A 22125-nucleotide genomic window follows, 5' to 3' on the forward strand; every position below is an offset into this window, starting at 1 on the left:
AAATAGAATAATTTCAAATACGATTTTTATTCAAAATAATTTAGATTTTTTTTATTTGACTTTTTCAAGTAGAAAGCCCTTAGAATAGCTGTATTGTTGAACAATTTTTAGGTCCAAATTTTACTGCGACTATTTTAGAAGAAATAAATAATTTCGAATTTGCAACACCCCCGAATTTTACTATTTTTGTCTCCCCGCTCAATAAAAACTTTTTAGTTTTTAGTAGTACCCAACCATTAGGAATAAAATTTATAAACAGGTATAGCCATTCTAATATGGAATAGCTATACGAAAGAAATTATTGACCCCAAAAAATAATAACGCGTACAAATTAGATGCATAACGAGGTAAAAGAATTGTGGAACAAATGTTTGGAAATCATCCGGGGGGATATTTCTGAGCAACAATTTACTACCTGGTTTAGCCCAATTGTACCGCTTCGATTTGCCAATAATACGTTAACTATTCAAGTGCCATCTCAATTTTTCTATGAGTGGTTAGAAGAAAACTTCGTTGGCACATTACGAAAAGCCATTGACCAAACCGTTGGGAAACGTGGCATGTTGGAATATTCGATTGTTGTCGACAGAGGTGATCGCAAAAATCCGCCATTGACCTTCAACTTGCCTCCTATTAATCAACAGGGCCAGCATACAAACCCGTATCGCAACGAAGTAGCTCCACAGGTTCAAGTTCAAAGCAATCCATTTCAGTTTAAAGATTTAGATTCCTTGGAATTAGACTCCTATTTGATTCCAAAATATACGTTTGAAAAGTTTATCGAAGGTGATTGCAACCGATTAGGTCGCGCTGCGGGTATGGCCGTTGCCAACAAGCCTGGATTAACCTCTTTCAACCCGCTAATGATTTATGGGGGCGTTGGATTAGGTAAAACACACTTAATTCAAGCGATTGGAAATGAAATCAAAAATCAATTTCCCGACAAGTTTGTCTTGTACGTATCTACTGAGAAGTTTACGAATCAGTTTGTAAATGCTATTCGAAATAACTCGATTGAAACATTCACCAACTTCTATTTGCAGGTTGATGTTTTAATCATTGATGATGTACAATTCCTTTCTGGTAAAGAAAAAACGCAGGAAACGTTCTTTAATATCTTCAATCATTTACATCAATCAGGAAAGCAAATCATTTTATCTTCGGATCGTGCACCTCGAGATTTAGCGGGCATGGAAGATCGTCTACTCAGTCGATTCAAATGGGGCTTAACAGCTGATTTACAGCAACCCGATTTTGAAACGAGAATTGCCATTATTCAAAAGAAATTACAAGATGATGGTATTCAAATCAATTTTGATGTATTAGAATATTTAGCTCACTCCATTCAAACAAACGTACGTGAATTAGAAGGAGTCATTATTTCCTTAATGGCACAAGCATCTCTTACACGTAAGGAAATTGATTTAGAACTAGCTAAATCAACGCTTAAAAGCATCGTAAATGATCAAGAGAAAGAACTGAGCGTTGATAACATCTTAGAAGCTATTACAACACATTTCGATGTGGACATGGAATTATTAACAGGTAAATGCCGTAAAAAAGAAACGGTATTTCCTCGACAAGTAGCCATGTATATGCTAAAGGAACTAACAAACCTTCCATTAAAGTCAATTGGTTACCATTTCGGAGGGCGTGATCATAGTACCGTTATTCATGCGGTTCAATCCATCTCAGAAGCCATGGAAACTGACAAATCCGTTGAAAAAACAGTACGTAAATTGTTTAATCGATTCAATATCGCTTTAAACTAAAAAAAGAGGCCTGAGCCTCTTTTTTTATGCCATTACAAATACAGGATTACTCTGCAGCAACTGCATCCTTATCCAACAAAGCAGATTCATCTCCTTTTACCTTTTCCTTAATCTTCGCCTCAATCTCCTCCATTAATTCTGGATTATCTTTGATTAAGTCTTTCACCGCATCACGGCCTTGTCCCAGACGATTTCCATTGTATGAGAACCAAGAGCCAGACTTATCAATAACACCCAAATCAACACCTAAATCCAAGATTTCTCCTGCCTTCGAAATACCTTCTCCGTACATGATATCAAATTCAACCACTTTAAATGGAGGCGCTAATTTATTCTTCACAACCTTCACACGTGTGCGGTTACCTGTGATCGAATCAGCAGATTCTTTAATTTGACCCGCCCGACGAATATCTAAACGAACCGAAGCATAAAACTTCAACGCGTTACCACCCGTTGTCGTTTCAGGACTTCCGAACATTACACCAATCTTATCACGTAATTGGTTAATAAAAATACAGCAACATCCCGTTTTGTTAATGGTACCTGTCAATTTACGTAAAGCCTGCGACATCAAACGAGCTTGTAAACCCATTTTCGAATCTCCCATTTCACCTTCAATCTCAGCCTTCGGTACTAATGCCGCCACCGAGTCAATTACGATAATATCAATCGCACCTGAACTAATTAGGTGCTCCGCAATTTCCAACGCCTGCTCACCGTTATCCGGTTGGGAAATCAATAAATTCTCACAATCAATTCCCAATTTCTCAGCATATGAACGATCAAATGCATGCTCCGCATCGACAAAAGCAGCTATACCGCCTGCTTTCTGTGCTTCTGCAATACAATGCAACGTCAATGTCGTTTTTCCAGAAGACTCTGGTCCGTAAATCTCAACAACACGACCACGTGGCACCCCACCGATTCCTAAAGCCATATCCAAGCCCAAAGAACCCGTAGAAATAACTGGCACATCCATTACTTTACTATCTGATAAGCGCATAACAGTACCTTTACCATATGCCTTATCTAATTTTTCCAACGTAGTCTGAAGCGCCTTTAATTTCTCAGCTGCTAAGCCTTGAGCACCATCCGATTGTTTTGCCATGTTATATTTATTGATAATTTTGATTAATCTAATTATGTCTAAATTTACCCTTCGATAAATCCTAACAAAAATAGTTAATTGACATTAAACTTTAATCAAATTAGTTGATAATCTCAAACAAGATTTGACACTAAAATTTAATACATTTAAATACAAAATCATTGTCTACTCGCCCATTGAAAACATCTCAAAAATTCCTGTCCTCTATTATATTAATTTATGGAATAATTTTGTCACTGAACTTTCAAACTAAAGGACAAGAACTACCTGTATTTCAAGGGAACGAACAACTAAATTACCGTATACATTTAGGCTTTATTGAGGCTGCAACAGCAACAGTTAAGACAAGTAACACAATCACGAACATCAATAACCACGCTTGCCGGAAAGTAGAAATTCTGGGCCAAACTGTCACTTGGCTTAAATATTTCTCTCCTGTGGAGGATTATTGGTCAGCCTACCTAGACGTAAATACGCTGATGCCAATTAAAACAGAAATGCGAAAAAGAGAGGGACGTTACAAAAAACAAGAAAACGTATATTTTGCACAAGAGACAGGTCAGGCCAAAATTCACTCACCCCAAAATACACCCAACGATAAACTTATCAATATTAGCCCGTCAACACTCGACTTGATTGGAGGTTATTTTTATTTACGCAACAAGGAATTAGCTTCGATGAATATCGGTGAAAAACTCAGCGCAAAAGTCCTTGTTGATGGCAGTATTTATGAAATTTGGTTCATATTCAAAGGATTTGAAACAGTCAATGGTGATTTAGGGCCCGTCAAATGCATTCGTACATCGCTCGTACTCCCAAAAAACAACCTGTTTAAAGATGATGATGCCATCCGATTATGGATCAGCCGCGATAAATATCAAATACCATTTAAAATGGAGGTGAACCTTAAAATAGGTTTTCTATCCATCGATTTGGCCGATTACAAAATCCAAGGCAAAAAGATTTACTAACGCCCCAACGCTTTTTTATAAGCCACTAATACTCTTTCACGCGCAAATTCATGATTAACTATCGGCTGAGGGTATGACAATTCTTGAAACTCGGGCACCCATTTACGAATATAAGCCAACTCCTTATCAAATTTTTGGGTTTGTAATGTTGGATTAAACACTCGAAAATAGGGAGCTGCATCACATCCACATCCTGCCGCCCATTGCCACCCGCCATTATTAGCTGCTAAATCAAAATCAAGCAATTTTTCAGCAAAGTAAGACTCACCCCAGCGCCAATCGATTAATAAATGCTTAACAAGAAAACTCGCGACAATCATACGAACTCGGTTATGCATGAAACCTGTCGAATTTAATTCTCGCATACCCGCATCTACGATTGGGTAACCCGTTTGTCCTTCGCACCAGGCTTTAAATTCAACTTCATTATTTCGCCACTCCATCCGATCATATTCCTTGCGGAAAGCATGGCCATCCGAAACATGAGGAAAATGAAACAATATATTAAAATAAAAATCGCGCCAAATCAATTCATTCAACCAGGTTTCCGATACCCCAATCGCTTGTTTAACCAACGAACGAATAGAAACTGTTCCAAAACGCAAATGGACCGACAAACGAGAAGTTGCTCCTTTCGCTGGAAAATCACGATTTGCTTGGTACCCTTGAATAATTTCCATGGACACTGAATTTCCTGGAAATAATAAACCTGTGTTTGCAAAACCTAAACTTCCCAAACTAGGTAACTCTTCTGTGAATTTTACATAATTCTGCAGGGTTTCAGATGGGTATACTTGAATGGCGTGTTGGGCCAGCCGCTCCTTCCACTTGCGTGAATAAGGCGTAAAAACCGTGTAAGGTGTATTTTGACCGCTTAATACTTCATTCTTCTCGAAAATAACTTGGTCCTTGTAGGTAGAAAATCCTATTCCACGCTGATTAGCCCATGATTGAATGGAACCATCACGAATACCCGCATATTTTTCGTAATCGTGGTTGCAATAAATGGCTTGAATATCATATTGACCAGCTAACTGTTCATAGGCTTCCCGTGGCGACGCGTGAATTACCTTCAAAGAAGAACCTTGTTCAAGCAATCTCTTTTGAATAGCGTGAAGAGCCGACAAAATAAATTCGACACGTGCGTCTTGCGTTGAATTCAGTTTTAAAAGAATGTTCGGATCAAAAATGAAAATCGGCAAAACGGGAAATTCTCCCTTCAGCGCTTCGTATAATCCGTGGTTATCTTCAATTCGCAGATCGCGTCTAAACCAAAATATTGATATTTTTTGCTTCACTTTTCGTTGTTTAGAATGCTAACAAGCCACAAAGTTAATTGTTTAAAAAATATGTCTTGACAAGCCCCCCTTGAAAAGTGTATATTTGTAAATCCAATTATTCTGCCAATTGCGAAAAACCATTTGGTAGCATTTAACATAAACCCATCCGAATGAAATTATCTGAATTCAGATTCGATTTGCCACAAAACTTAATCGCTTTAAATCCAACCGAAAACCGTGAAGATGCACGTATGATGGTTGTGAATCGTAAAGAAAAAACGATTGAACATAAGAAATTTACTGATATCGTCGATTACTTTGGCGATGGTGACGTATTAGTTACCAATAACACGAAAGTATTCCCAGCACGTCTTTATGGAAATAAAGAAAAAACGGGCGCTCAAATTGAAGTATTCTTGCTTCGTGAATTAAACCGTGAGCATCGTCTTTGGGATGTCTTGGTGGATCCAGCACGTAAAATTCGTGTCGGCAACAAATTGTATTTTGGCGATTCTGACTTGGTAGCAGAGGTTATTGACAATACCACCTCTCGTGGACGGACAATTCGCTTTCTTTATGATGGCGATCATGATGCCTTGATGCAAGCCATCCATGAATTAGGTGAAACTCCCCTACCCGATGAAATTCGATTAAAACGTGCGGCAACTGAAGATGACCGTGAGCGTTTTCAAACAATCTATGCGGAGCATGTAGGCGCCGTAGCAGCACCAACAGCCGGACTTCACTTTTCAAAAATTGTGATGAAGCGCATGGAATTAAATGGCGTTCAATTCTCTCCAATTACACTTCACGTAGGTTTAGGAACATTCCGCCAAGTTGATGTAGAGGATTTAACGAAACATAAAACGGATTCAGAGCATTTCATGATCGATCCACAAACATGTGATTTCGTTAATACTGCCATTGATAACAAAAAGCAAGTTTTAGCCATCGGAACAACAGTGATGAAGGCTTTAGAATCATCTGTTTCAGCGAGTGGTCATTTAAAACCTATCAACAGTTGGACAGATAAATTCATCTTCCCTCCATACGAGTTCAAGATTCCTACAGCTTTATTAACGAATTTCCATTTACCTGAGTCAATCTTATTAATGATGGCTTCGGCGTTTGGTGGATATGATTTGGTTCAAGAGGCATACAAACAAGCCATCAAAGAGAAATACCGTTTCTTTAGTTATGGCGACGTGATGTTGATCATCTAATTTATAAACTAGGGTTTGTTTTGAGAAAAATAGCAATCATTGTAGCGGGAGGTACTGGTCAGCGAATGAACAGCGCCGTCGCAAAACAGTTTTTGCTTCTTCAAAACAAACCCATTTTATATCACACCCTGCTTGCCTTCAAAGCAGCAGATGCAGACACAGCGCTCATCGTCGTACTGCCTGCGGATCAAGTCGCTTATTGGAAGTCGCTTTGTGAAAAATACCCCGAAATCATGCTTGAAACTCCCCATCAAATCGTATTTGGAGGAGAAACACGATTTCACTCTAGCAAAAATGGCTTAGCGGCCATTGATTCAAGCCAACCTTGTTTGGTGGCAATTCATGATGGTGTAAGACCTCTAATTCAACCTAGCACAATCAATAAGGCCTATGACGTGGCAGCCGACAAAGGAAATTGTGTCGTTTCTGTCTCAAGCAAGGATTCCATTCGATTGTGGGATTCAACAGCCAAAGCTTTCAAATCCGTGCTGCGCGATGACGTTAAAATCATCCAAACGCCCCAAGTTTTTGAATTAAATTCCCTCCAAGAGGCATTTAATCAGCCATATTCGCCGCTATTTACGGATGACGCGAGTGTGATGGAGGCTAATGGGTCCATTATACACTTGGTAGAAGGTGAATATACCAACATCAAAATAACGACGCCCGAAGATTTGTTCCTGGCTGAATCGATTTTAGCACAACCTAAGTAAACCTATGAATAAGACTTGGAATTGGATTGCAAATAAAATTTTGGCCTATAAAATTGCAATTTTAATCGCTTTAAGCGCCTTGACTGTTGCCTTGGTCTATGAAGCGAGTCAAATTCAATTGAGCTATGAATTAGCCAAAATTCTTCCAAAATCAGATGAACGTTTCCAATTATATGAATCGTTTAAAAAGAAATATGGGGAGGATGGCAACATCATGGTGATTGGCCTTGAAAATCCTGAATTATTCACCCCTTCTGAATTTGATGCATGGAATAAATTATACCGCGATGTCAAAAAACAATCCGGTATTAAATCCATTTTAGCCTTACCGAATCTACCCATTCTGTATTTAGATAGTGCGGCACATCAATTTAAATCGAAGAAAGCCTATGAGGGGGACTCTACAAGCACACAAATTGATTTGGATTCCTTAAAATCCAACTTAGCAAATCTACCGATATACCGAAATTTCTTATTTACCGAGGACCTGAAGGTACACATGATGTTAATCACGTTGGATCAAAAGACGATTAACAACAAGAACCGAATTCAATTAGTTAAAAACATCAAGAAAATTGGTGATGCATATGCGCAGAAAACCAAGCATCCCATACATTTTTCAGGAATGCCTTATATCAGAACCGAATTAACGGCGCAGGTAACCAACGAACTCGTCTTATTTTTGGGATTAGCCATTTTGGTGACGTCCTTGATACTTTTCTATTTTTTCCGGTCGATTCAAGTCGTTTTCTTTGCCTTGATCGTCATTTTGATTGGCATCGTCGCTTCACTAGCAACCATCGTACTATTTGGCTTTAAAATCACCCTGCTTTCGGGTTTAATCCCTCCGCTCATTGTGGTGATTGGTGTGCCTAATGCCATATTCCTATTAAACAAATACCATGAAACGTATCTCATAACAAAGAACAAAGAGGCTTCATTGGTCGAAAGTGCTGGCACGGTGGGACGCACATTATTTCTAGCCAATTTAACCACATCGATAGGCTTTGGTGTATTCGCTTTCACGGGTTCTGCTCTTTTGGTTGAATTTGGAATCGTCGCTGCTCTTAATGTCATGTTGACCTTCCTTTTTTCTTTATTACTCATCCCCATTTTCTTTAGCTACTTGAATCCACCTAAACCAAAGGATTTAGCGCATTTTGAATCGAAACGGGTTAATCGCTTATTAACTAATATAGAAGTTTGGGTATTCGGACATCGTAAATTTATCTATAGCATCATTGGGGTAATTTTAGCCATTTCACTATATGGATTATCGAAAATTGAAGCCGTAGGTTACATCGTTGACGATCTTCCACAAGATAATGCCATATACACCGATTTAAAGTTCATTGAAAAACACTTTAAAGGCGTTATGCCATTCGAGGTGTCTATTGATGCGCATGAACCCGGGAGAGCCTTAACACCCGAGATTTTGGCCAAAATGAAGCGCACCGAAAAGCTCCTGGCAAAATATCCCGAATTTACTCAAGGGCTTTCTTTGCTTACGGCAACCAAATACTTGTACCAAGTGTACCGAGGCGGAGATCCCAAGTATTTTACCTTGCCGGGCATCGATGAATTAGCCAAACTAAAAGAGTTTAACAGCAGTTTAAATGGTAAAAACAACCTTTTCAATGGCTTTATAGATGCTGAAAAGCGCTTCACACGCATCAGTTTTCAAATGGCTGATGTAGGAACCGTTCGAACAAAACAACTGTTTGATGAAATCCAACCCAAGATTGACAGTATATTTCGTACGGATGTGGAAACAGGAGAAATCTTGCCAGCTTCCGATAAACGAGCATATGAAGCTAAGGTCACTGGCAATTCTATTATTTACGCTTTCCAAACGGAATACCTTCAGAAGAACCTCATTGAAAGTACCCTAACAGCTATTTTTCTTATTTGCGTCTTGATGGGATTCTTATTTAGGAGTTGGAAAATGATTATCATTTCCACCCTGCCCAGCTTAATTCCTTTAATGATTACAGCCGGATTAATGGGCTATTTCCATATTGCATTAAAACCAAGTACCATTTTAATTTTCTCGATTGCCTTTGGCATTTCGAGCGATGGAACCATCTATTTCCTCACACGTTACAAAGAAGAATGGCTGAAGAATGCCAAAAATGTTAAACTAGCCGTACAAATTACGATTCAAAAAACGGGCGTATCCATGTTTTACACAGCGATGATTTTGTTTTTTGGGTTCTTTATATTCACAGCATCCACATTTAAAGGGACGCAAGCATTGGGTGTTTTAGTATCCATCACCCTGCTTATGGCGATGATCTGCAATTTGATTTTATTGCCTGCATTTTTAATGGGAATGAATAAAAAAGCCATTGAGGAATTAATCGAAGAAGTATAATGGAGGAACAAAAAACCATATATACACTTCAATTTTGGCTCTTAAGCCTTAGTAATTTCTTGTTTTCAGCTAGCTTTTCGATGATCATCCCCGAATTGCCGGATTATTTGGCGAGCATGGGTGGCAAAGAATACATCGGTTATACCATTGCACTCTTCACGTTAACGGCAGGATTAAGTAGACCCTTTTCTGGAAAACTTACAGATCACGTCGGTCGGATACCCGTCATGGCCTTCGGATCCATAGTTTGTTTCTTCTGTGGTGGACTTTATCCACTCATTCATACGGTGCAAGGGTTTCTTTTCTTAAGGTTCTTGCATGGCATGTCTACGGGTACCAAACCCACTGCAACAGCTGCATACGTCGCCGACATCATTCCTGAAAACAGACGTGGAGAAGCCCAAGGGGGCTTGGGAATCTTTACCGCCACAGGCATGTCCATAGGGCCTGCCATTGGAAGTTATTTAGCCGCTACTTATGGGCTGAAAGAAATGTTCTGGATTTCTTCCCTATTCGCTTTGCTTTCCATCCTCATTCTGATGCGCATGAAGGAGACTCTGGCACCGGCCATGAAGTCCAAATTCTCATGGAAATTGTTTAAAATATCGTGGTCCGACGTATTTGAACCTAATATTCTTCCGGTTTTTTGGATCATGCTGCTGGTATCCTTTTCTTCAGGAGTCGTTGTAACCTTATTGCCCGACATCTCCAAGCAAATCGGTTGGCATAACAAGGGCCTATATTTCACGATTTACACCATATCCTCCATCGTCGTTCGAATATTTTTCTCTAAATCGTCTGATCGCTATGGACGAATTCCTGTCTTATTAATATCAACTGCTGTCCTAGCGGCCTCTATGGCAGCCATGCTTATCCAGCTCAATAGTTATACCGTCATTTTATCTGCCATTTTATTTGGCTTTGCTTGGGGATTCAACACCCCTACCCTGGCCGCATGGACGACGGATTTAGCCAATAAAAATCACATGGGGCGTGCGATGGCGACGATGTATATCGCATTGGAAGTGGGCATTGGCCTAGGTGCATTATTTGCAGGCATGATTTACAAAGGCCTTCAAGAACGTATACCTATCCCATTCGCCATTTCGGGCGTATTAGCGCTAATTTCTTTTATCCTATTATTGAACTATCATAAAAACTGGCAAAAAAATGGACTTTAATGACTATTTAATCAGTAAAAACATTGTTCCTGCTGACTTTAAGGAGCAAGAAAGTCGCTTGTTTTTAACATGGGAAACGGCATTTTCACAGATGCATCCCAATAGTTTTACCGAGCAATATAAGTTCCAACTGAATAAAATCCGCCGCAAATACCCCTTAAAAACAGAATTTTAAGCGTTTAAATATTATACTTTTCTAATTTATCACTGTAATATTCAAATAATAAGTACATAAGTTTATTTGAAAGATGCAAATCGTAGAAATTTGCATTCAGAAATTAATTAACAACAGATATGCAAGCGAGTGATTTAGAAAATCTGTTTCCCAAGGCGGCAGATATCCCCAAAGAATTTGATTTAACACAACCCATTGAACAACGGGAATACCTAGTCAATGGTGAAATGCGTAAATGGGCTGGAAAGACACAAGATGTTTGGTCCCCTATTTATGTTCAAACGGCTAATGGATTCGAGCAAAAGCGTATTGGATCTTATCCAATCACGGATGCGACCGATGCCATGGAAGTTTTATATGCGGGTGTTAAAGCATATTCCAATGGTCGTGGCGAATGGCCATCGATGTCGGTAAGTCAACGCATCGAATGTGTTGAAAAATTCACCCAAAAGATGATTCAAAAGCGTGATGAAGTTGTCAAACTTCTCATGTGGGAAATCGGTAAATCCTTAGGTGATTCTCAAAAAGAATTTGATCGTACGGTGCAATACATCTATGATACGATTGGTGCTTTGAAAGATATCGATCGCACTTCTTCTACTTTCTTGATCGAAGAAGGTATCATTGGTCAGGTTCGTCGCTCACCTTTAGGGGTTGTATTGTGTATGGGACCTTTCAACTACCCGTTGAATGAAACATTCACAACCCTAATCCCAGCCTTAATCATGGGTAATACGGTCCTTTTCAAACCCCCGAAACACGGTACTTTATTGCATTATCCATTATTGGAGGCATTCAAAGATTCGTTCCCGGCAGGTGTAATTAATACCTTGTACGGACGTGGCAATTCAATCATTCCGCAGTTGATGGAATCTGGTAAAATTGATGTTTTGACGTTAATTGGCTCATCGAAAGTTGCCGACAAGTTGAAAAAAATGCACCCCAAAGTGAACCGTCTACGTGCTATTTTAGGACTTGATGCCAAAAATGCCGCGGTCGTAACCGAAAGTGCACAATTGGACGTAGCGATTAACGAATGTTTATTGGGATCTTTATCGTTCAATGGTCAACGTTGTACAGCGGTAAAAATCATCTTTGTGCATCAATCTTTAGCTGAAGCCTTCAATAAAGGTTTAGCTGAAAAGATTGAGGCATTGAAAATTGGCATGATGTGGGAAACAGGTGTACAAATCACTCCCCTTCCAGAACCCAACAAACCAGCTTATCTGAAAGAATTAATCGAAGATGCCAAATTACACGGCGCTAAGGTGATTAATAAGCACGGTGGTGAAAACTTCAAGTCATTATTCTTCCCAGCCTTATTATACCCAGTTAGCAGTAAAATGAAGGTTTGGCATGAAGAACAATTCGGACCTGTAGTACCCGTGGTACCATTTGATGATATCGCGACACCGATTGATTACATTCATGAGTCATCACATGGCCAACAAGTTGCCATTTTCGGAACAGATGTTAATCAAATCTCCGAGTTAATTGACGCAACCGTAAACCAAGTTTCACGTGTGAATATTAATGCTCAATGCCAACGTGGACCGGATTCATTCCCATTCACAGGTCGTAAGGACTCTGCGGAAGGAACATTATCGGTAACAGCTGCATTGCGCTCATTCTCCATCCGTACGGTGGTTGCAACGAAAGCAAATCAATTGAATAAGGATATTGTTAATCAGATTGTAGAGAATCAACAATCTAACTTCCTTTCGACAAGGTTTATCCTTTAGAGTGAAGAGGTAAGAGGTAAGAAATTGATTTTTAGACGCCTTAACGCTCCTTGGAGGAAAAATTCCTAAGCTTTAATCAAAAATAGCCTCAGAGAAATCTGAGGCTATTTTTATATCTAAAGATTAAGTACTACAATTTAGCTCGTTGGGCTTTTACTGCAGAATCTGTGATAAATTCATCATACGTCATCAACTTGTCTAAATATCCGTTAGCACCTAATTCAATCACGCGATTAGCAACCGTATCAGTCAATTGATGATCATGGCAAGTAAATAATACCGTACCCGTAAATTCAACCATCCCGTTATTCAGTGCGGTAATCGACTCCAAATCCAAGTGATTGGTAGGCTCATCGAAAAGACATACGTTTGCACCTGACAACATCATGCGCGAGAACATGCAACGTTGTTTTTCACCCCCTGATATTACAGTACATTTCTTCAAAGCCTCTTCGCCTGAAAATAGCATACGACCTAAGAAACCACGAATAAAACTTTCATCTTTTTCCACAGAATATTGACGTAACCAGTCCACCAAATTCATTGCATCATCCTTGAAATAAGCAGCATTGTCATTGGGTAAGTACGTTTGAGTCGTCGTAACGCCCCATTTAAATTCACCTGAAGTTGCTTTTGCTTCACCCATCAAGATGTCAAACAAAGCGGTGATGGCTAAGGAATCTTTGGCAAGGAAAGCTACTTTATCCCCTTTATTGATTGTAAAAGAAACATTCGTAAACAAAGGAACACCTTCTTCTGTCGTGGCAGAAAGGTTCTCAACACTTAACAATTGATCTCCTGCTTCACGCTCAGGCTTAAAGTTGATGAATGGATATTTACGTGAAGATGGCTTGATGTCATCGACTTGCAATTTATCCAACATCTTTTGACGAGAAGTCGCTTGTTTTGACTTCGCCACGTTGGCAGAGAAACGACGAATGAATTCTTCTAATTCTTTCCGTTTTTCATCGGTTTTCTTATTCTGATCTTGGCGCTGACGGGCAGCTAATTGAGATGACTCATACCAGAATGTATACGTTCCACCATACAATTGAATTTTCCCGAAATCTAAATCGGCGATGTGCGTACACACATTATCCAAGAAGTGACGATCGTGGGAAACAACAATCACTGTATTTTTAAAGTTTTGCAAGAAACCTTCTAACCATAGAATCGAATCGATGTCCAAGTTATTGGTAGGCTCATCAAGCAAGAGAATATCAGGATTTCCAAAAAGCGCTTGGGCTAAAAGCACCTTCACTTTCTCAGAACCATTTAAATCACGTAATAAGGTATAGTGAATATCTTCTTTGATACCTAGACCACTTAACAAGGTGGCAGCTTCTGACTCAGCTTCCCATCCGTTTAATTCGGCAAATTCAGCTTCTAAATCCGCCGCTTTGTTACCATCCGCTTCCGTAAAATCTTCTTTTAGGTAGATAGCATCTTTTTCTAGCATGATGTCATACAAACGCTTATTTCCCATAATGACCGTTTGAAGCACAGGAAACTCTTCGAACTCGAAGTGATTCTGCTTCAAAATAGACATACGCTCACCTGGATTCATCGAGACATTTCCGGTTTGAGATTCAATCTCACCCGACAAAATCTTTAAAAAAGTTGATTTACCTGCTCCGTTAGCCCCAATTAGACCATAACAGTTACCCTCGGTAAACTTGATATTTACTTCTTCAAATAATACTCTTTTCCCGAAGCGAAGGGAAACGTTCGATACTGATAACATACGAATTGGATTAAATAGGGCGCAAAATTACGCATTTTGAGGCTAGAAAAAAATTCTATTTCTTATCTATTGTCCTATTTTTTTTGCAATTTCGAGCACTTTGAAAGAAAATGACCTTGCAAACTGATTTACATACGAATCCGATACGAACTAGCGCGAGCTTGCAATTGCAGGTGAGTGAGCAAGGTATTCGATTGCAAGGTGCAGACCCGATTTCCTGGAAACAAGCCAAAGCAGGCCTAACAAAAAGTCTAAAAAGCTTTGGACTTGATGCTGCTCAGGTACAGGCAATCGAAGTCACTAGTATACATCCCGCTTTCTTATTACTCCCCAAAGACTACCACAATCCACTCTATCGGATTGCTTTTCTTGAAAAAGCATTAGGCGAGCATTGCATGGATGGAAATGAATTACATGAACAAGTATGTGACTCAGTGGATTCCATTCTTTTATATTTAGTTCCCAGTGTTTGGAAAGATCAATTGGCCATGTTATTCCCCTTAGCCAACATCCAATACAAACACCTTTTAGGTATTGAACTTAATCGAACGAAACTCTATATACATCCCCGAATTCAGGTGTATTTACAAGAGAATCATGCCTACATAAGCTATTATCAACATGGGAGACTTCAATTAATCAATGTCTTCCCTTACGAACACGAATTAGCTTTAGCCTATTACTTGCATTCCATTCGAGACACGTTTGATATCCAGTGGAACCAAGAAACGATACAACTACAAGGTCCAGGCGCAGCTGACAGCCAACTAATAGCTGATTTAATCCGATTGAATATCCCTCTCCCATGAAAAGAACGGCATTTTTCCCAGGTTCCTTTGACCCTTTTACCAAAGGGCATGAAGATATTGTCTTGCGTGCATTGACTTTATTTGACGAAATCGTCATTGGTATCGGTCAAAACTCGAACAAGAATCGGTATTTCAATTTGGAAAAAATGAAAGGCTACATTGAACAAACCTTTCAAGGAAAACCGGTACGTGTCGTTACGTATCAGAATTTAACGGCTACTGTAGCTAAGGAAGTGGGAGCTAAATTCATCATTCGTGGATTACGCAATACGACCGATTTTGAATATGAGAATTCAATCTCACAAGTAAATCGGCACATTAATGAAGAATTGGAAACGGTATTCTTAATTACCTCCCCACATTTAGCGCCGATTAGCTCGACGATTATCCGAGATTTGCATCGTTATGGAAGTAAAATCGATCAATATTTACCCTATACCTTAGACGGAATTTGAGTTTCTTGAAACTTAATCATGACGAATCGGATAGATGAGTAAGTGTCTGAAATAGCCTTATTCATCGCAATTGGGCCTAACCATTCTACTTTTTCAATATTCTCTTCTATCTGTGGAATGAGTTTTCCTGTATGCTTACTCCGCATAGAATACCATTTGGTTTTCTTAAGGATGCGTTGATTTTTATGTGAGTAAGTATGAAAAGTGGTACATACTTTGTCTACAAGTGTTGCTTTCACATTACACTCCTCCTCCACTTCCCGGACAGCTGCCTTTTTAAACTTTTCGTTTTTCTCTAATTTGCCTTTAGGTAAATCCCATTTACCTAATCGGTAAATCCAAAGAACCTCATCAGCATCATTTTGAACTACTCCTCCAGCCGCTTCTATAACCGTGTACAAGGAACAAATCTTCTCTTTTAAGGCTTTTTTGATGCCCGTCAAAATGTATAAGGAATGAAAGTCGAATGGCTTTTTCCCGTGTAGGTCCTCGATAATTTTCCCCATTTCATCTACACTCACATTCAGCAGGCAGGTATGCCCTTTGAAATCCGCAATTTTAACGGGCTTTAATCGTGCATCGATGATTACATCAAAATCCTCCATAGGAGGATAACTATGCTTTTTCTTTCGATTAATTAATTTGATCGGACGATCGTCGATAAAAATGACCATTAGGGAAATTTAATTTTGGCAAAAATAGAATTAAATAACGATAAGATAAGTCGAAAAACCTATTTTTGTATTTATTAAACAGAAACGATATCGCATGTCCAATTTGACCATTTCACAAGAAGTTGCCCAGCATTTATTACGCATTAAAGCTATTCAGTTACGTCCGGACCAACCGTTTACTTGGGCATCCGGCTGGAAATCACCGATTTATTGCGATAATCGAATTTCTCTATCAGATCCAGAGGCAAGAACATATATCAAAAACAGCCTTTCAGCTGTTATTAAAGGCTATTTTAAGGATGTTGATGTCATAGCAGGGGTAGCCACAGCAGGTATTGCTCAGGGAGCCCTCGTTGCTGACTTCCTAGATTTACCCTTCTGCTACGTGCGTCCAGAGCCAAAGAAACATGGCATGGGAAATCAAATTGAAGGTTTTGTGAAAGCAGGCCAAAAAGCTGTCTTGATCGAAGACTTAATTTCCACAGGTGGCAGTTCCTTAAAGGCTGCGGAAGCACTCCAACAAGCCGGCGTAGAAGTATTGGGCATGGCAGCTATTTTTACCTATGGTTTTGGTGTAGCTGACGAGAATTTCCAAAATGCAGGTATCCCATTGGTAACACTTTCGAATTACGATGTGTTAGTGGAAGAAGCAATCAAGTTGGACTACATTTCTGACAACCAATTAATGACTTTACAAGATTGGCGCGTGAACCCGAGCACTTGGGGCGTTTAATCTTTTATTCGATAAAAATAGCCAGGCAAGGCTTTGACCATGCCTTGGAATTCCAAATTAATCAAGGTGATCGCTATTTCGGTCACCTTTTTTTGTAGTTTCCAAGCCAACTCATCCAAAGGCATTTCCCCATTTTTTGCGAGCAATGCCATCAATTCCGTTTCAGGTTCTGTCAAACGAGACCATCCCAATTGTTTGCTCGGCTTAATTTTATTCGGCGTATTTCCCCAATTCAATTGCTCACACAATTGCGTAAAATCCGTATAAATAATCGCCTTATTTTTCTGAATAAGCCGATTGCAGCCTTCAGAAAAAAGTTTGTCTAGATTTCCGGGTACCGCATATACCTCTCGATGGTAATTGTTCGCGTAATCCGCCGTAATGAGGGCCCCACCCTTTTCTGCTGCTTCTACGACCAATGTGGCATCCGTCATGCCCGCAATGATCCGATTGCGTAATGGAAAAAAGCGTGGATCGGGTTTTTCATGCAAAGGATATTCAGACAAAATGCCGCCATTCAACATTATTCGATCAAGGTATTTTTTATGTTTGGATGGATAGATGTGATTAAAACCACCGGCTAACACAGCTATATTGGGCACCTGAAGTTCAATGCAGGATTTGTGAACCTCTACATCAATTCCATACGCTAATCCGCTAACAAAAGTCAAAGGAACACCAAGCGAGTCTTCTACAAGTCGGGCAGTGACGCGCTTTCCATAATCCGTCGCTTTTCGAGTTCCTACAACCGCCAGCATGCATTCACTGTTTAAGTTCACATTCCCTTGTTGATACAAAATGATGGGAGCATCATAAATTTGTTTCAATCGATCCGGATAATCTGGATCTAAATAAAACAAGACACGGACATTCGAGGAATCACATGCCTGTAGAATCTGCTCAGCTTCTTGAAGTATTTGCTTTTGAAAAACCGATTCCGCAAGTACAGGACCGATGTGCGGTATCTTTTGTAAATCAGAGCGATTCGCTGAAAATATGGACGATGCCGTTTCGAAATAGGACATCAAACGACGCGCATTCACCACACCGATTTGTGGAATTCGCGACAAGGCAATTTGGTAAAACAATTCTGTAGGCATCGATTAGTATTTCGAGCCAAGTAACAGATGATTTAATTCAAACCCTCGGAAATAACTTGTAAAAATTGACGAATATCAAGTAGTTGGTCAATCACCACCTGATTGGGGTTCTTAGGGCTACCGTTCTTCTTAATGGCTAATTTGGCACCTTCGATGGTCAAACCTTGATTATCGATTAGGTCCACTAAAATTGCGATTTTTTCGATGTCGACTGGTGTATATTTCCGAATACCTTTCCCAGTTCTTTTGGGTAGCAAATGGGGGAATTGAGTTTCCCAATAGCGTAATTTAGACGTATTCACCTTGAAAAGGCTAGCAACTTCGGAAATGGAATAATATTGCTTGTCTAAATTCATAAAAGCCCCTATTTGGTTCAAAAATTCAGCAAAAAAAACTAATTTTGTGATTCTTGTTTAAACAAAAATAAACAAGCGAGCCAATTAAACCAACCCATTACCAAAATAAGCGCATGACTTCACCGGAGATCCGCCAGCAGTTTTTAGATTTCTTTAAATCCAAAGGACACCTAATTGTCCCTTCTGCCCCATTGGTGGCAAAAAATGACCCAACTCTTTTGTTTAATAACTCAGGGATGGCTCAATTCAAGGACTTTTTCTTAGGCAACGGAACTCCCCCATCGAAGCGAATTGCAGATACTCAAAAATGTCTACGTGTTTCCGGTAAGCACAATGACCTAGAAGATGTAGGATTTGATACCTATCACCACACTATGTTTGAGATGTTGGGCAACTGGTCATTTGGCGATTACTTCAAACAAGAGGCATTAACCTGGTCATGGGAGTTATTAACAGAGGTATTTAAATTACCCAAAGACCGCATTTATGTGTCGGTATTTGAAGGTGACAAGAAAGACGGTGTCCCATTTGATCAAGAGGCATTTGATATTTGGAAAGCGATTGTAGGGGAAGACCGCATCATTTACGGAAATAAGAAAGATAATTTCTGGGAAATGGGTGAAACTGGCCCATGTGGACCTTGTTCAGAGATTCACATTGACTTACGTGATGCAGATGAAGTTGCTAAGGTTTCTGGAAAATCATTGGTTAATGCGGACCATCCTCAAGTTGTAGAGATATGGAACAACGTGTTTATGCAATTTGAGCGTATGGCAGATGGATCATTGGTTCCTTTGCCAAACAAACACGTGGATACCGGCATGGGCTTTGAGCGTCTTTGCATGGCGATTCAAGGAAAGCAGTCCAACTACGATACGGACGTCTTCCAAGGAACGATTCAATACCTAGCACAAAAAGCAGGTAAACAATATGGGGATGAAAAATGGGCGGACATCGCCATGCGTGTCATTGCCGACCACATTCGTGCTATTGCGTTCTGTATTGCAGATGGCCAATTGCCATCGAATGCAAAAGCGGGTTATGTCATTCGTCGTATTTTACGTCGGGCCGTTCGTTACGGTTATACCTATTTAGGCTTCAAAGAGCCATTTATGCATGAATTAGTGCCTTTGTTGGCCAAACAATTCGCTGGCGTTTTCGATGAATTAATTGCTCAAGAAGCATTTGTCGCTAAAGTAATTTATGAGGAAGAAGTTTCATTCCTTCGCACCTTGTCGACAGGATTAATTCGTTTAGATAAGTTGATGGAAGATTGCCAAGGCAAAGTACTTTCAGGAGACGATGTATTTGAATTAAACGACACCTACGGATTCCCAATCGATTTAACGGCTTTGATTGCCCGCGAAAAAGGATTGGATATTGATGAGGCTGGTTTCAATAAAGCCTTGCAAGCGCAAAAAGATCGTTCACGCAAAGATGCGGGTGCGAGTGCTGAAGATTGGATGATTGTTCGTGAAGGGGAAGAAGTTTCTTTCGTTGGCTATGATGAAACCCAAACAACTACACAGGTTTTAAAATACCAAAAAGTTCAAAATAAAGGAGGCATTCAATACAAAGTGGTTTTGGAAACAACACCTTTTTACGCAGAATCCGGTGGACAAATTGGTGACACAGGTAGCTTAACCTTCAAACCATCAGGCATAACGCTTCAGGTATTGGATACGAAGAAAGAAAACGACCTGATTGTTCATTTCGTCAGCGATGCACGCATCGAACAGGTAGCTGCTGATGCTGAAGTGATTGCTCAAATCGACGTGAATCGCCGTCGTACCATTACTCAAAATCATACAGCAACCCACTTACTACAAGCAGCTTTGCAGGAGGTATTGGGCAACCACGTAGCACAAAAAGGCTCCCTGGTTAACGAAGCCTTATTGCGTTTCGACTTCTCGCACTTCCAAAAAGTGACCGACGAAGAAATCCTTAAAATTGAACAAATTGTTAATGCGAAAATTGCGGAGAACATTCCCTTGTTGGAAGAACGCAATGTCCCTATCGCGCAAGCGAAAGAAAAAGGTGCGATGGCCTTATTCGGTGAAAAATACGGTGATTTTGTTCGTGTAATTACCTTTGATAAGAATTATTCAGTCGAACTTTGTGGAGGAACACACGTTCCAGCAACGGGTGAAATTGGCTTATGTAAAATCATTACAGAAACGTCGGTGGCGACTGGAGTTCGTCGGATTGAGGCGATTACGTCCCAACAAGCCTATGCCCTATTAAGTGAGCAAGAGGCAGTTATTGCGGAATTGAATGCTTTACTAAAAGCACCGAAAGACCTTGTAAAAGCAGTAACGAGCTTAATTGAACAAGCGAATAGTTTACAAAAAACGGTCGCACAATATCAAGCGAAAGAAATTGGTGGGCTTAAAGCAGCCTTAACTAATCAAATAGAAACAAAATCGGGTACACCAGCCCTTATCCAACAAGTAGCTGTCCCTACGGCAGATGCCTTGAAGAATTTAGCATTTGATTTGCAAACAGAGGCAGGATCTTTATTCTGTTTATTAGTCGCTGAGATAGAAGGCAAAGCGAGTTTAGCATTAGCGATATCGAAAGATTTAGTGGATGCCAAATCCTTAAACGCGGGTACAATCGTTCGTGAATTAGCGAAAGAAGTAGAAGGCGGTGGCGGTGGCCAGGCATTTTTGGCAACAGCAGGTGGCCAAAACCCTGCAGGATTAGGCAAAGTACTTGAATTAGCACAAAACTATTTATAGGATGTTTCCATCCATTCCCTATGTATCCTTAACAGAAGTATCTGAACAAATGGATACATGGGGAAGCTTAGGCATACCCTTCGTTTTTTACATCAATTATGATGGAACGCAGGCGTGGGCCGGTTCAAGAGAAGAAGCAAGCACCTTAGGTATTCAATTTGCCTTTAGACAAGATAGTCCTTTGGCTACTAAGACATTTAGCTTTGCTAAAAATCCAATTTCCTTTGAGGATTACGAAGCAAAATTCAAGCATGTTCAAGCGGGATTACTTCGCGGAGACAGCTTTTTAGTCAATCTAACGGCAGAAACACCCATCGATACGGATGCAACGCTGATGGATATTTACCAACATGCCCAAGCACTTTATAAACTATCCGTGCAAGATCAATTTGTTGTTTTTTCGCCGGAGTGTTTCATTCAGATTCGAGATGAGCGAATCTATTCGTATCCGATGAAAGGTACATCATCAGCGACAGAACAAGGTCCCGAGCAATTGCAAAATGATCCCAAAGAACAGGCAGAACATGCAACAATAGTGGATTTAATTCGTAATGACCTCAGTCAAGTTGCCTTTCCGATTCGCGTAGATCGTTACAAGTACATGGAAGAAATCAAGACCCATGAAGGAAATCTTTGGCAAATGTCATCGGTTATCTCAGGGGATCTAATGCCTGAATATCAGGGTAAAATAGGCCAAATATTGAAAACCCTATTGCCTGCGGGATCTATTACAGGAGCACCAAAAGCTTCCACCATGCGCATGATACAAACAGCCGAAGCCTATGACCGTGGATTTTATACGGGAATTATGGGAGAATTTGACGGCAAAAATTTAGATTCAGCCGTGATGATTCGTTTTATCGAGCAACGCGGCAATCATAAAATATTTAAAAGTGGTGGTGGTATTACCGTCAATGCCAAAGCCCAAACAGAATACGCGGAATTAATTCAAAAAGTCTATCTCCCCTTTTAGC

General features: G+C 39.9%; 19 protein-coding genes. 13 read left to right on the forward strand and 6 right to left on the reverse strand.

Annotated features, from left to right (window positions below; translation table 11 throughout):
* Positions 1-335: 335 nt before the first annotated feature.
* Entirely contained in the window at positions 336-1772 is a 1437-nt protein-coding gene (gene dnaA, locus PQG45_RS04815) for a chromosomal replication initiator protein DnaA (RefSeq protein WP_315575303.1), read from the forward strand.
* 46 nt (positions 1773-1818) lie between these two features.
* Here dnaA and recA read toward each other — a convergent pair whose 3' ends face one another.
* On the reverse strand, positions 1819-2880 hold the full coding sequence (gene recA, locus PQG45_RS04820; RefSeq protein WP_315575302.1) for a recombinase RecA: 1062 nt from the start codon (positions 2878-2880) through the stop codon (positions 1819-1821).
* A gap of 230 nt (positions 2881-3110) precedes the next feature.
* On the opposite strand from recA, the gene PQG45_RS04825 reads away from it, so the two are divergent.
* A complete protein-coding gene (locus tag PQG45_RS04825; RefSeq protein WP_315575300.1) occupies positions 3111-3851 on the forward strand; it encodes a DUF3108 domain-containing protein in 741 nt (246 codons plus the stop codon).
* Here the strand turns inward: PQG45_RS04825 and PQG45_RS04830 are convergent.
* Entirely contained in the window at positions 3848-5149 is a 1302-nt protein-coding gene (locus PQG45_RS04830) for a cryptochrome/photolyase family protein (RefSeq protein ID WP_315575298.1), read from the reverse strand. The genes PQG45_RS04825 and PQG45_RS04830 overlap by 4 nt on opposite strands.
* Positions 5150-5301: 152 nt before the next feature.
* Between PQG45_RS04830 and queA the strand changes: the two genes are divergently transcribed.
* The 6 genes from queA (at position 5302) to PQG45_RS04860 (ending at position 12539) form a co-directional block, all read left to right on the forward strand.
* Entirely contained in the window at positions 5302-6354 is a 1053-nt protein-coding gene (gene queA / locus PQG45_RS04835; RefSeq protein ID WP_315575296.1) for a tRNA preQ1(34) S-adenosylmethionine ribosyltransferase-isomerase QueA, read from the forward strand.
* A gap of 20 nt (positions 6355-6374) precedes the next feature.
* Positions 6375-7067 carry a 2-C-methyl-D-erythritol 4-phosphate cytidylyltransferase gene (locus PQG45_RS04840; protein ID WP_315575294.1) on the forward strand — a complete coding sequence of 231 codons (693 nt, stop codon included), beginning with the start codon at positions 6375-6377 and terminating at the stop codon, positions 7065-7067.
* 4 nt (positions 7068-7071) lie between these two features.
* Entirely contained in the window at positions 7072-9441 is a 2370-nt protein-coding gene (locus PQG45_RS04845; RefSeq protein ID WP_316070369.1) for an efflux RND transporter permease subunit, read from the forward strand.
* Entirely contained in the window at positions 9441-10622 is a 1182-nt protein-coding gene (locus tag PQG45_RS04850) for an MFS transporter (RefSeq protein WP_316070370.1), read from the forward strand. The genes PQG45_RS04845 and PQG45_RS04850 overlap by 1 nt, the downstream gene beginning before the upstream one ends.
* Positions 10612-10797, forward strand: coding sequence for a hypothetical protein (locus tag PQG45_RS04855; RefSeq protein WP_315575290.1), 186 nt, complete (start codon positions 10612-10614; stop codon positions 10795-10797). The genes PQG45_RS04850 and PQG45_RS04855 overlap by 11 nt, the downstream gene beginning before the upstream one ends.
* Before the next feature lie 119 nt (positions 10798-10916).
* Positions 10917-12539, forward strand: coding sequence for an NADP-dependent glyceraldehyde-3-phosphate dehydrogenase (locus tag PQG45_RS04860; RefSeq protein WP_316070371.1), 1623 nt, complete (start codon positions 10917-10919; stop codon positions 12537-12539).
* Between the two features lie 130 nt (positions 12540-12669).
* On the opposite strand, the gene PQG45_RS04865 is transcribed toward PQG45_RS04860, so the two are convergent.
* Entirely contained in the window at positions 12670-14283 is a 1614-nt protein-coding gene (locus tag PQG45_RS04865) for an ABC-F family ATP-binding cassette domain-containing protein (RefSeq protein WP_316070372.1), read from the reverse strand.
* A gap of 110 nt (positions 14284-14393) precedes the next feature.
* Between PQG45_RS04865 and PQG45_RS04870 the strand changes: the two genes are divergently transcribed.
* Positions 14394-15092, forward strand: coding sequence for a DUF3822 family protein (locus tag PQG45_RS04870; protein ID WP_316070373.1), 699 nt, complete (start codon positions 14394-14396; stop codon positions 15090-15092).
* Positions 15089-15547 carry a pantetheine-phosphate adenylyltransferase gene (coaD, locus tag PQG45_RS04875; RefSeq protein ID WP_316070374.1) on the forward strand — a complete coding sequence of 153 codons (459 nt, stop codon included), beginning with the start codon at positions 15089-15091 and terminating at the stop codon, positions 15545-15547. Before PQG45_RS04870 ends, coaD begins: the two co-directional genes overlap by 4 nt.
* On the opposite strand, the gene PQG45_RS04880 is transcribed toward coaD, so the two are convergent.
* Positions 15526-16221: an NUDIX hydrolase gene (locus tag PQG45_RS04880; protein WP_315575283.1), complete on the reverse strand. Its 696-nt coding sequence runs from the start codon at positions 16219-16221 to the stop codon at positions 15526-15528. The genes coaD and PQG45_RS04880 overlap by 22 nt on opposite strands.
* Positions 16222-16315: 94 nt before the next feature.
* Between PQG45_RS04880 and pyrE the strand changes: the two genes are divergently transcribed.
* Positions 16316-16954, forward strand: a complete 639-nt coding sequence (gene pyrE, locus PQG45_RS04885) for an orotate phosphoribosyltransferase (protein WP_315575282.1) — start codon at positions 16316-16318, stop codon at positions 16952-16954.
* Here the strand turns inward: pyrE and dprA are convergent.
* Positions 16951-18054, reverse strand: a complete 1104-nt coding sequence (gene dprA, locus PQG45_RS04890; protein ID WP_316070375.1) for a DNA-processing protein DprA — start codon at positions 18052-18054, stop codon at positions 16951-16953. The two genes, pyrE and dprA, sit on opposite strands and share 4 nt — an antisense overlap.
* Positions 18055-18086: 32 nt before the next feature.
* On the reverse strand, positions 18087-18410 hold the full coding sequence (locus PQG45_RS04895; protein ID WP_315575280.1) for a MerR family transcriptional regulator: 324 nt from the start codon (positions 18408-18410) through the stop codon (positions 18087-18089).
* A 113-nt stretch (positions 18411-18523) separates the two neighbouring features.
* Between PQG45_RS04895 and alaS the strand changes: the two genes are divergently transcribed.
* Both alaS and PQG45_RS04905 read left to right on the forward strand, forming a co-directional pair.
* Positions 18524-21151 (forward strand): alanine--tRNA ligase, encoded by a 2628-nt coding sequence (alaS, locus tag PQG45_RS04900; protein WP_315575279.1) that lies wholly within the window; start codon positions 18524-18526, stop codon positions 21149-21151.
* Position 21152: 1 nt separating this feature from the next.
* Positions 21153-22124: an aminodeoxychorismate synthase component I gene (locus PQG45_RS04905; RefSeq protein WP_315575277.1), complete on the forward strand. Its 972-nt coding sequence runs from the start codon at positions 21153-21155 to the stop codon at positions 22122-22124.
* The last annotated feature ends 1 nt before the right edge of the window (position 22125 follow it).

Origin of the sequence: Aquirufa regiilacus, assembly GCF_032470275.1 — a bacterium.
GTDB lineage: Bacteria > Bacteroidota > Bacteroidia > Cytophagales > Spirosomataceae > Aquirufa > Aquirufa regiilacus.